We start from the raw sequence: 11042 nt of genomic DNA on the forward strand, positions 1-11042 counted from the left end.
TCGTTCCAGGGGCTGGTAGCCGACCTCATCAACGACGAGGACGCTGGGCCGTAGGTAGGTGCCGAGCTTGTTGAGGAGCCGTCCGGCGGCTTCGGGGGCCTTGAGGTTGCGGACCATGTCGTCGAGGCTGGTGAAGTAGATCGAATAGCCGGCCCGACAGGCGGCGACCGCGAGGGCGACGGCGATGTGCGTCTTTCCGACCCCGGGCGGCCCAAGCAGGGCGGCGTTCGCCTTGGCCTCGACGAAGGAGAGGGTGGCGAGGTCCTTGACCTTGCGCGGCTCGAGGTCGGGCTGGAAGGAAAAGTCGTACTCGTCCAGCGTCTTGTGGTGCGGCAGCCTGGAGAGCCGCAGGCCCTGGCGGAAGCGGCGGTCGTCACGGACGGCGAGTTCCTCGGACAGCACCAGGTCGAGGAAGTCGAGGTAGCCCATCTTCCCTTCGTCGGCCCGCCGGATGTACTCGGTGATGGTTTCGGCCCAGGATGCCGAGGCCGGCGCGTGTTCGAGGCGCTGGAGGTGCTGCGGTCGACGGCTGGCGCGGTCGCCTGTAAGGAGTGCGGTGCGGCGGTAGCACTCGGTCCGCTCACGGACCCGACGTGAAATAAATCAGGCGTTCCCTGCAGCAACTGATGCGGCCACTGCGTCCCGCCATACAGTCTTACTGGCGAGCTGGCCAGTGCGGTCGGCTCACTCATGTCTCACAGGGGGTAAGAGCATGCGCATGACTAGGAGCCTCGCCGCCATGGCCAGCGGCATCATGCTGACCGGTGGCCTGCTGGCCGGCAGCGCGGGTGCCGCCAGTGCGGCGGAGGCGACGCCGCAGGCGGCATCGGCCTGCCCGTCGGGCTGGTTCTGCGTCTGGTCCGGGAAGGACTACACCGGCCGTATGCAGAAGGTCGCGGGCAAGAACGCGGACCTGACGAAGTACCCGGTCTTCCAGAAGTTCAGGTCGTGGTACAACCACGGCAAGTCCTGTGACTTCAAGTGGTATGCGAAGAAGAACCACAAGGGATCCAGCGGAATCGTCCCGAGGGGATACAAGCAGACCGGCAGCACGTACCGGTACATCAAGTCCAACAAGTGGGTCAACTGCCGCTGACCGGCCGCCCGCCACAACGCCCGAGGGCGGCGCCCCACCGGGGGTGTCGCCCTCATCCTGTCGCCACTGACGGCCTCGGAGCTCCGGACCCTGGCCCACCCCCTCCCCGCTGACCTTTGCGACGCGCGCAACGGCGAGAGCTGCAGTCGGCGGTGGTGATGATCTGCAGGGTTGTGTCGGTGATGCTTCGGTATTGGGGTGTCAGTGTGGTATTGGGCGGTTTCTGCTGTATAGCCTGTTGTGGTTGGGGTTTTGAGTGGTGACATAGATGCCGATGCGGTGCTGGCGTTTTTGGTGGTGATGCGGGTCAGTTGGTTGCCGGTCGGTATAGCCGGGAGTTTTGGTACTGGCCATGGCCATGGCCGTGCGAGTGCTCGGTGAGCGTCGCCTGCTGTCGGCGGGCAGTACTGCGTGTTACAGCGTGGGGTTGAGGTTGTAGCGGATTCCTGTTGCGGCGAGGCGGAGTTGTTCTCCTCCTTGGGTGGAATGTGGAATGGCGCGGCGGGCGCAGGGCCTCTGATGCGGCAGTGTCGTTGTCGAACAAGGTGATGACGGGATTGGCGATGCTGGCAGATGCCGCCGGAGCAAACCCCCGGATCAGGTCGATCCCGTGCACCACTCCTCAGGACGCAACCCTGGCCCCGCAACCCGCCGCGGCCTGCCGACCATCACACTGAAGCCGAGTGATGTTGCGCACACTCTGGTCGGCCAGCCCGGCTCCGGAGACACCAGTCGCAGAGGTGCGATCCGCCAACACCCGTATTTCAGAAGGCGCCTGACGGGACGTCGGAGAAGTCGCGACGCATGGCATCCGCACAGGTGGGCCGCCCGGGTGGTCTGGCACCCCCTCGCCACGAGTATCATTTTCGAATATGAAAATCATTCGCATTAAGGGGTTGTTGGGCGTCTGCCTGCTGCTCCCCGGCCTCGCTGCCTGCGGCGCGAGCGGAACGGCCTCCTCGGGGGCCCCGAACGCAGCACGGTCGTCCGGCGCGGTCACGACGAGCTGCGGCCTGGACACGAGGGTGCCCGCTCCCCCCAAGCGGGCGATCTCCCTGGAGCAGAACGCGACGGAGATCATGCTCAGCCTGGGGCTGGCCGACCGGATGGTCGGCACCTCCTACCAGACGGATCCCGTACTCCCCTCACTGGCCGCGGAGTACAAGAAGGTTCCGGTGCTCGCAAAGCAGTACCCCAACCACGAGGCCGTCCTCGCCAAGGAGCCGGACTTCCTCTACTCCACGCTCTCCTCGGCATACGCCGACGAGGCGGCGGGTCCACGCGCCGGCTGGAAGAAGCTCGGCGTGCCGGCCTACCTCTCCGCCCACGACTGCGAATCCCCCAAAGTGACACCCGACGAGGTGCGTTTCGACGCCATCTTCAACGAGATCAAGGACGTCGCCGCCGTCTTCGGCGTCGAGCAGCGCGGGGAGAAGGCGGTCAAGGACCTGCGCGTCCGACTCGACCGAGCGGTGCGCGAGGCACCGAAAAACACCGGCGCGAAGCTGATGTGGTATTACTCCGGCACCACCACGCCCTACATCGCCGGACACGGTGGGCTTCCCTCGACGGTCAGCAAGCAGGTAGGCGTGGACAACGCCTTCGACGACATCCGCCAGAAGTGGCCCGCGGGCAACTGGGAAGAGATAGCCGAGCGCGACCCGGACGTCATCGTCCTGGCGGATCTGACCCGCGGAGGCGACGGGGACAGCGCCGATGCCAAGAAGCGGTTCCTCCGCGCCAACCCCGTCACCTCACAGCTCGACGCCGTGCGCAACAACCGCTTCATCGTGGTTCCCGGTTCGGCCATGGACCCCTCCATCCGCAGCGTCAGCCTGGCAGAGGAGCTCAGCAAGGGGCTGACCGCGCTCTACGGCTGACGCCGCCCACTTCCACTCATCGAAGGACATCTGCATGACCGACACCGCTGCTCTGCCCCCGCGCGTCCTCCTGGATCGCTGGGACGCCCAGCAAACCGCCTACGTCGCCCATCGGGAGCTGCGCTTCAAGTCGATGCTGGACGTACTGCGCCTCGCCCTGCCCGAGTCGTTCCACGTGCTCGACCTCGCCTGCGGCCCCGGCTCCCTGTCCGACCGCGTCCTGCGCGCCTTCCCCCAGGCACGGGTCACGGCCGTCGACTACGACCCCGTGCTGCTACGGCTGGCCGGTGACGTACTCGCGGAGTACGGCGACCGGGCCAGCGTCGTGGACACCGACCTCGTACGCGCCGACTGGGCCGAGCCGCTGGCCGGAGAGCGGATCGACGCCGTCGTCTCCTCGACGGCCCTGCACTGGCTCTCCCCTTCCCATCTGCTGTGCGTCTACACCGCACTCGCCGACCTGCTGCCGCCGGGTGCGGTCTTTCTCAACGCCGACCATCTGCGCTACGGGCCCGGGAACGAGACCCTGGGCACTCTGTCCGAGCGGCACGACGCGGAGGTGCAGCGCACCGCGTTCGCCGACGGTGCCGACACCTGGGACGCCTGGTACGAACTCGCGGTGGCCCAGCCGGGTATGCCTCCGCTCGCCGCCGAACGTGAGCAGCGGTTCGCGGACCGCCCGCCGCAGCCGCTGGCGCCGCTCCACTTCCACCTGTCGGCCCTGCGCACCGCAGGCTTCGCCGAGGTAGGGACGGTCTGGCAGTACCTCGACGACTACGTGGTCTTTGCCCGCCGATGACAACTGCCACCACCAGGGCAGGCGTTCGACTGGGCGTGCTCTCGCGGAGCATGTTCGTCCTCGTCTGCTGCAGTGCTCTGCTGCCGCTGTCCGTGCTCGTCGCCGTGGGTACGGGCAGCGCCGACATACCGCCGCTGGACGTAGCCCGCACCATCGGCGCCCATCTCGGAGCGCCATGGGAGGCGTTGCCGCCGCTGCGCGACAGCATCGTGTGGAACCTGAGGCTGCCGCGCGTCCTGCTGGCCGCGCTGGTGGGGGCGGGACTCGCGGTGTGCGGCACGGTCCTCCAAGCCGTGACCCGCAACCCGCTGGCTGACCCCTACCTCCTCGGGGTGTCGGCCGGAGCGTCCACCGGAGCGGTCCTGGTCCTGGTGCTCGGCTTCGGCGCCCTCGGCCTGCCTGTAGGAGCCTTCACCGGCGCTATGGCGGCCTTCGGCTGCGTCCTGCTCCTGCTCGGCCGCTCGCTCGGCTCCGCCACCAAGGTGGTGCTGTCGGGTGTCGTCGCGTCCCAGCTGTTCAGCGCGCTCACCAGCCTCGTCGTCGTCCGCTCCGGCGACGCCGAACGCACCAGGGCGGTGACCTTCTGGCTGCTCGGCTCGCTCGCCTCGGCCGACTGGGCCTCGGTGGGCGTGTGCACCGCCACCACCGTCGCCGGCCTGCTGGTCTGCCTGCTGTACGCCCGCCATCTCGACGCACTCGCCTTCGGCCGGGAGACCGCCTCGACCCTGGGCTTCTCGCCGCAACGCACCGAGATGGTGCTGTACGGGACGACCGCCGTCGTCACCGGCGCGCTCGTCGCGGCGAGCGGCGCCATCGGCTTCGTCGGCCTGCTGGTCCCGCACGCGGCACGGATGCTCGCCGGATCGACCCACCGGGTACGGCTGCCGTCCTCGGCCCTGCTCGGCGCTGTGTTCCTGATCTGGGCGGACACGGCCGCCCGCAGCGTCTTCGGCGCCCAGGAACTGCCGGTCGGCGTGCTCACCGCGCTCCTCGGCGTTCCGGCCTTCGCGGCGCTGCTGCGCAGGCGAACGGCCACGCCATGAGGGGCCCCGGAACCGCGCACGCGGCCCGCTCCCTGGCGTGGACGGCAAGCGGCCGCGTGATCGTCGACGGCGTCACCTTCGCCGTGCCACCGGGGCGCTTCACCGCTCTGATCGGGCCGAACGGCTCGGGCAAGTCCACCGTGCTGCGCCTCCTCGCCGGCCTGCGCCGCCCCTCGTCCGGACATGCCCTGCTGGACGGATCCGACGTCACGGCCCTGAAAAGACGCGACGTCGCCCGCCGACTGGCCTTCGTCACCCAGGAGACCACCTCCGACCTCGACACGACCGTCTCGGAGGTCGTCATGCTGGGCCGGGTCCCGCACCGCGGACGCTCGGCCACTACCGAGGAGGACATCCGCGCGGTCGGACAGGCCATGGCGGCGATGGGTGTGACGGCGCTCGCCGACCGGTCCTGGGCCAGCCTGTCCGGCGGCGAACGGCAACGAGTGAACATCGCCCGGGCATTGGCCCAGCAGACCCGAGCCCTGCTGCTCGACGAGCCCACCAACCACCTGGACATCAGCCACCGGCTCGACCTCATGGAGATGCTCTCGTGCACCGATGCCACGGTCGTCGCGGCGCTCCACGAACTCGACCTGGCCGCCCGCTACTGCGACCATCTGGTACTCCTCCACGCCGGCCGAGTGGTCGCGGCCGGTCCCCCCATCACTGTGCTCACCCCGCGCCTCCTGGAAAAGGTCTACCGGGTCCACGCCACCGTGAAGCAGGGCCCAGACGGCAGGCCGGACGTGCGTCTGGCCCCGCTACCCGGGCGGTGAACGCCTCAGCCCGGCGCTCGGTTTCCGCCGGGGGATGGGTGTGGGGTGGGGGAGTCCGCGGTCTTCGCGCCGGCTCCTCCCATGCCTTGCAGTTGTTGCGGTTGCCAGGCAGGGGGCGCCCGACCACGACGACCAGGCGGGTGTCGGCGTCGATAACGACCTGGTGGTTGGTGGAGTACCGATAGTTCTTCGACTGCGTGGCGACGGCATGGTCCCGGGTCGGGACTAGGGTGCTGTCCACGATGAGGACGGTGTTCTTGGCGAACCGTTTGCGGGGCTGGAGCGCGAGCATCGGCCCGAGATGATTAATGATGCGGTCCGCCGCCGACTTGGACACCCCGAACAGCGGAGCGAGCTGGCTCATCGTCAAGTTTGTTCGCCAGTACGCTGCGACCAGCAGTGCCCGGTCCTCCAGCGGAGTTCCCCACGGTCGGCCCTTGCGGACCACATCCGCGCCCTCGCGCCGCAACAGCCTCACCAGCTTGCCGAACAAGCGAGGGCTCAGCCCGGTGAACGGGGCTATTCCAAGACGGCTCCGACGCCGTGATCACACCAGCCACATCAAGACCATCTCATCCGCGACCAGCTGTCACAGGACGGCTATTAGCCTGAGCGGATGTTCGAAGGCGATACGAGGAGGATGCGGACGGTGCTGCCTGCTTACACAGTCGAGGTTGGGACCGAACCGCTGGTCCGTCCGGCGCGGAACTCGGTGGGAGGCTGGCCTTTCCTCGACCAGGCCCAGGACTGGCCCGAGTGCTTCTGTGGTGAGCGGATGGCCCTGTTCTTCCAGTTCGACATCCCCTGGGACCTGGAGCCTTTCGGCGGAGACTACCTCCTTGTCTTTCACTGCCGTGCGCACAACGACGCGTCCGACCCCCAGCTTGCTGATGGCCGGCTCGTACCGAAGTATTGGGACGCTCCGCAGCCCCTACCCGGCTCCGTTCTGGCGTGTACTGATCCAGAGCCGCGCGGCGCTGCCGTACCCGGAAGCCGAACCGTCCTTGTGCGCGCTTCCGCTGGCTCTGCGGCCTTTCGCGGATACCCCCGACGGGGCCCAGACTTTCAAGGTTGGCGGTACCCCGTCCTGGGCGCAGGATCCCGAGTACTACAGGTGCGCGTGCGGCGCGGAGTTGGTGTACGTCTGCCAGGTTCCTGAGGGCATGGACTTCGCTGTGTACCCCGGCCAGCCAGAACAGCCCTACAGCGTCAGGGCCGACACCTACTGGCTGTTCCTGGGCAACGAGGTCTACCTGCTGGCGTGCCCTGCCCGCTGCGATCCGTCGGCCATCTGGCCGGTCAACCAGCACTGACGCGTCAGCAGCACCACCCCTGCCCCACCCCAGCGACGCCCAGTAACCATCACCGCGAGCAAGCAGCCACCGCTCCGGAGATCATTTACGGGACAGCCCTTAGGTACGGGGATGGCCCGGCTGATCGGGCCGGGCGCACGCGGTCTGACGGGGGCCGGCGGCGGGGGCATCGAGGAGGCGGCCGGCTTCCGGGGCGGATGGTGCATATTGGATGGATGCACTTTGGGCGGCACTTTGCCCGTGTTCGGCAGCCTTGGCGCTCGCGTCATGCGCTGGTGGCGATTCCTCTTGTGCTGATCGTGGCGATCACCCTGGCGGACATGCGTGCCCCGCAGACCATCCATCTCGGTCCGCTGCTCGTCGTGGCTCCTGCCATCACTATCTCGTTCGCCGGCTACCGGCTGACCGCATTGGTCGGGGCGCTGGCCGTGGGAGCGCAGGCTCTCATCGCCACGGTCCAGGCCGGCTTTAACGAGAACCACGTCGCGCAGCTCATCGGACTCGGGTTCCTGTCGGTCTTCGCCGTGTTCGTCTGCTTCCTGCGCGACCGGGGCAGGGAGGAGCTGGCCCAGGTGCGGTCGGTCGCCGAGGCCGCGCAGCGGGCCCTGCTGCGCCCCCTTCCCGACCGGCTGGGTGCCTTGCACATCGCGTCCTCGTACCTGGCTGCTGCCAAGGAGGCCCGGATCGGCGGTGACCTGTACGCGGCGGCCCGTACCGGCAGCCGTACGCGTCTGATCATCGGCGATGTTCGGGGGAAGGGGCTGGCCGCGGTCGGGGAGGCGGCCACGCTGCTCGGAGCGTTCCGCGAGGCCGCCCATCAGCACGCCACGCTTCCCGCCCTGGCCGGGGCACTGGATCGCAGCGTCAGCCGCTATCTCACCGAGTTCCCCGAGCGGGACGAGGAGGCCAAGGAGCACTTCATCACCGCACTCCTGCTGGAGATCCCCGACAGCAGCCCCGTGATACGCATGATCAACTGCGGGCACCCGCCGCCCCTGCTGATCAGGTCCGGTCGCACGACACACCTGATGAGCCCCGACCCGGCGCCCCCACTGGGCATGTGGGAACTGGGGTCCGGCGACCACGGCATGCATACGTCCTTGTTCCGGCCGGGTGACACCCTCCTGCTCTACACCGACGGCGTCGTGGAGGCCCGCGACAGCAGCCGCACCTTCTACCCGCTGGAACAACGGGTCGCCCTCTGGACCAGGAGCAGCCCCAGGGCACTGGTCCAGCGCATCGAGCAGGACCTGTGCGCCCACGCCGACGGAGCGCTTGCCGACGACGCCGCCCTCCTCGCTATCCAGCGCATACCCCTACCGCGCACCGGCCTCCATCTCAGCGACCTGGTCCACGCCGAAGGCGTTTACTACTCCGGCGACACGCCCTGACCACAGGCCCGACCACGGGACCGGCCGCCCCGACCATGAGCCCGACCACGGCAGGTCAGGAGTCGGTGATGTGGTCGAACCCGGCCAGCAGCTCCTGAGCGCAGCCGCACAGCGTGCACAGCCGCGTCGCCGGGTTTTCCGGGGAGTGTCATGAATCAGGTGTGTACCTTCACGAAGGGGTCACCTGAAGAGCACGTCAATGGATCACCTGGTCGGGGACGCTGAGGGCGTGTCGCTTGCCGTGGCTGGTGAGGGCGTCGAGGGTGCCGGCGTGAAGTCGATGACGATGTCCGTGAACGGCCCGTCCGTCGTGCTGGAGGAGCTGGCCGCGCTGGCGGCTGAGAAGACCGCGCAGGGCGGGCTGAAGCTGATGGGCGAGGGCGGGATCCTGCCGGAGCTGGCCCAGCATCTGATGCAGGCCGCTTTGGAGGCGGAGATGGACCTCCACCTGGCCGCCGAGGCCGGCCGGGTCGGCGGGCGCGGGTCACGCTCGGGCGGCAACAGCCGTAACGGCTACCGTGCCAAGAAGGTCATGACCGAGGTCGGAGCTGTGACTGTGTAGGTCCCCCGGGACCGGCTGGGCACCTTCCGGCCCTCGCTGGTGCCGAAGTATGCCCGTCGGACCGGTGCCCTGGACGAGATGGTCCTCTCGCTCACCGCGAAGGGCCTGACATCCGGGGAGATCGTCGCTCACCTCGCCGAGGTCTACGGCATGACGACGAAGGAGACCGTCTCCACCATCACGGACAAGGCGTTGGAATCGATGGCGGAATGGCGGACCCGCCTGCTCGACGCGGTCTATCCGGTGATCTTCATCGACGCGACCCACGTCCGCATCCGCGATGGCCACGTCGCCAATCGGTCGGTCTACGTGGCCATCGCGGTCACCGCGGACGGCTACCGGGAGATCCTCGGACTATGGGCCGGCGGTAGTGGTGGTGAGGGCGCCAAGTACTGGCAGACCGTCCTCACCGAGATCAAGAACCGGGGCGTGCGTGATGTGCTGATGCTGGTCTGCGACGGCCTGTCCGCCCTGCCCGACGCGGTGAACGTCGTCTGGCCCCGGACCACGGTGCCCCGGCCGGCTACTACACCCTGCACACTCTGCGCAACGACGTCTCCTTGTAGTTGCTGACTATGCGGCTGCGGCAGCGACGGCTGTCAGCCCGCCGATGACGGCGAGGACGACCAATGCAGTGATCTTGTCCAACTTCGGCCTCTTGGACAAGGCCCACCCGGTGACCAGAGCCCAGGTCAGCACCAGGTAGAGGAAGCTGCCTACCCGTCCGATCACGGTCATGAACACCGCAAGGGCCACCGCGACGGCGCCAGCACCGATTACTACGCCGCTCGCCTTGTCTTGCACCTTTTCCGTCATACCTACCTAGTCTCCACATGCCGGCCGACCGCTGAACGGGCTTCTCAGAACGCCGCACCCCTGGTGGCTCTGAACTCGTTCCCGGTGTCAGTGCGAACTGGCGGCCCAACTCTGGGTCGGGCCGCCAGAACCTATCGCGCAGTGCCAGTTGTCAGCATGCCTGATAGGAAGGGCTGGCGTCGGTCTTCCAGTTCATGTGCGCGGTACCCCAAACCTTCGCACTCCGCGTTTTGTACTCCGTCGGAGAAGTAGTCTTCCACTGCCCCGAGCGGTAGCTGTAGTGGCCGCCCCTGGACGGGCCGTTGCTGGGGCTGATGAAGTAGTAGTCGTCGGAGCCGTTCTGCTTGTCGTAGCTCCAGCCGCCGATGCTGCCGAGAGTGGTCGTGCTGTGGCTGACCGATGCATGTGGGTTGCTGACCGTTGAGTTGTTGCCCTCCCAGTACTTGACCATGGTGTAGCGGAAGAGCCTGTTCCCGAACGCGTTGTTGTAGTCACGCTTCGCCGTGATCTCGCACCACCGCTTGACCTCCACCAGGGCCGGACCGACGCCTTCCTCCGGCGTGTCCACCGTTCCCCCTATGGCTTCGTCGGTGGCTACCTCTTCATACGGCACGTACTGCGCCTGCTCGGGGTCCTCGTAGAGCTCGTGCGCTTCGCTGGCCGAGAGCCCCGCCGTCGCCATGACGCCGGCTACGAAGTCAGCCTCGCTGACCGGGATGGTCCGGGGCATCTGGCTGCCCCTATCGTCGGCGGACGCGGTCGCCGTCGATACTCCCAGCCCGAGAGCCAGGACAACCGCCGTGGACGCGATAGCTCTTACACGTGTCTGCACAGTTACTACCCCCGTTGTTGAGGAAAGTTGATGCATCATGCGATGCATCTGTGTAGGTATGAAGTTAGTAAGACGCCCGTTGGGTTCTTTTAGAGGGCGTTAAGTCCGTTTCTTGTAGCGGCCTCGTCCGGGTTGGGTGAGGCGTCCGAGGCGGCTTCGGGTGACGTTCAGGGCGGGGTCGTCGGTGGGCATGCCGAGGAGTTCGTGCAGTTCGCGGACCCGGAATGTCTGGTCGGGGTGCTGGTTGAAGGCGTTCACGATGGCCTGGTAGGCGGTGGCTTGTTCGGGCGGATCAGGTTCGGCTTTGGCCGGTGCGAGTTCGGCGATGACTTTCCGGGCGGTGGCCAGGTCCGCGAGACGTGCTTCGGTCTCGGTGAGAGCGGCGGTGAGGTGCTCGATCCGGTCGCGTAGTTCGCCGGCCCGGGCGGTGGCCTAGCCTGCGCGTTTCATCCGGGGTCGCGTCCGGATCATGATCGGAAAAGCGAAAGTGCCTTCTGAGCTGCAACGATGAGGCTTGTCTAAGGTCCCAGT

10 protein-coding genes and 3 pseudogenes are annotated in these 11042 nt (G+C 67.6%); 9 read left to right on the forward strand and 4 right to left on the reverse strand.

Annotated elements, in window-relative coordinates:
• Window positions 1–471, reverse strand: a pseudogene (locus tag ACWEK3_RS41250) (ATP-binding protein); the annotation flags it as partial.
• 241 nt (window positions 472–712) lie between these two features.
• On the opposite strand from ACWEK3_RS41250, the gene ACWEK3_RS41255 reads away from it, so the two are divergent.
• The 5 genes from ACWEK3_RS41255 to ACWEK3_RS41275 all read left to right on the forward strand — a co-directional run bounded on the left by ACWEK3_RS41255 (window position 713) and on the right by ACWEK3_RS41275 (window position 5597).
• Window positions 713–1096 (forward strand): peptidase inhibitor family I36 protein, encoded by a 384-nt coding sequence (locus tag ACWEK3_RS41255; RefSeq protein ID WP_450547328.1) that lies wholly within the window; start codon window positions 713–715, stop codon window positions 1094–1096.
• Between the two features lie 1025 nt (window positions 1097–2121).
• Window positions 2122–2976 carry an ABC transporter substrate-binding protein gene (locus ACWEK3_RS41260; protein ID WP_453252156.1) on the forward strand — a complete coding sequence of 285 codons (855 nt, stop codon included), beginning with the start codon at window positions 2122–2124 and terminating at the stop codon, window positions 2974–2976.
• A gap of 34 nt (window positions 2977–3010) precedes the next feature.
• On the forward strand, window positions 3011–3775 hold the full coding sequence (locus ACWEK3_RS41265) for a class I SAM-dependent methyltransferase (protein WP_450547326.1): 765 nt from the start codon (window positions 3011–3013) through the stop codon (window positions 3773–3775).
• Window positions 3772–4818 carry a FecCD family ABC transporter permease gene (locus tag ACWEK3_RS41270; protein WP_450547325.1) on the forward strand — a complete coding sequence of 349 codons (1047 nt, stop codon included), beginning with the start codon at window positions 3772–3774 and terminating at the stop codon, window positions 4816–4818. The genes ACWEK3_RS41265 and ACWEK3_RS41270 overlap by 4 nt, the downstream gene beginning before the upstream one ends.
• Entirely contained in the window at window positions 4815–5597 is a 783-nt protein-coding gene (locus ACWEK3_RS41275) for an ABC transporter ATP-binding protein (protein WP_450547324.1), read from the forward strand. Before ACWEK3_RS41270 ends, ACWEK3_RS41275 begins: the two co-directional genes overlap by 4 nt.
• An 8-nt stretch (window positions 5598–5605) precedes the next feature.
• Here ACWEK3_RS41275 and ACWEK3_RS41280 read toward each other — a convergent pair.
• Window positions 5606–6157: pseudogene (locus ACWEK3_RS41280) on the reverse strand (transposase family protein); the annotation flags it as partial.
• A gap of 603 nt (window positions 6158–6760) precedes the next feature.
• Between ACWEK3_RS41280 and ACWEK3_RS41285 the strand changes: the two are divergent.
• From ACWEK3_RS41285 to ACWEK3_RS41295, 3 genes and pseudogenes are all read left to right on the forward strand, one after another.
• A complete protein-coding gene (locus tag ACWEK3_RS41285; protein WP_450547323.1) occupies window positions 6761–6910 on the forward strand; it encodes a hypothetical protein in 150 nt (49 codons plus the stop codon).
• Window positions 6911–7185: 275 nt separating this feature from the next.
• Complete coding sequence (locus ACWEK3_RS41290) at window positions 7186–8301, forward strand: PP2C family protein-serine/threonine phosphatase (protein ID WP_450547322.1); 1116 nt, start codon at window positions 7186–7188, stop codon at window positions 8299–8301.
• 280 nt (window positions 8302–8581) lie between these two features.
• Window positions 8582–9376, forward strand: a pseudogene (locus tag ACWEK3_RS41295) (IS256 family transposase); the annotation flags it as partial.
• A gap of 60 nt (window positions 9377–9436) precedes the next feature.
• On the opposite strand, the gene ACWEK3_RS41300 reads toward ACWEK3_RS41295, so the two are convergent.
• Both ACWEK3_RS41300 and ACWEK3_RS41305 read right to left on the reverse strand, forming a co-directional pair.
• Window positions 9437–9679: a hypothetical protein gene (locus tag ACWEK3_RS41300; RefSeq protein ID WP_450547321.1), complete on the reverse strand. Its 243-nt coding sequence runs from the start codon at window positions 9677–9679 to the stop codon at window positions 9437–9439.
• Between the two features lie 151 nt (window positions 9680–9830).
• On the reverse strand, window positions 9831–10511 hold the full coding sequence (locus ACWEK3_RS41305; protein ID WP_453252157.1) for a hypothetical protein: 681 nt from the start codon (window positions 10509–10511) through the stop codon (window positions 9831–9833).
• A 204-nt stretch (window positions 10512–10715) separates the two neighbouring features.
• Here ACWEK3_RS41305 and ACWEK3_RS41310 point away from each other — a divergent pair, with 204 nt between their 5' ends.
• Complete coding sequence (locus ACWEK3_RS41310) at window positions 10716–10922, forward strand: hypothetical protein (protein WP_450547319.1); 207 nt, start codon at window positions 10716–10718, stop codon at window positions 10920–10922.
• Window positions 10923–11042: the final 120 nt, after the last annotated feature.

The organism is Streptomyces sp. NPDC004721, from assembly GCF_053601495.1.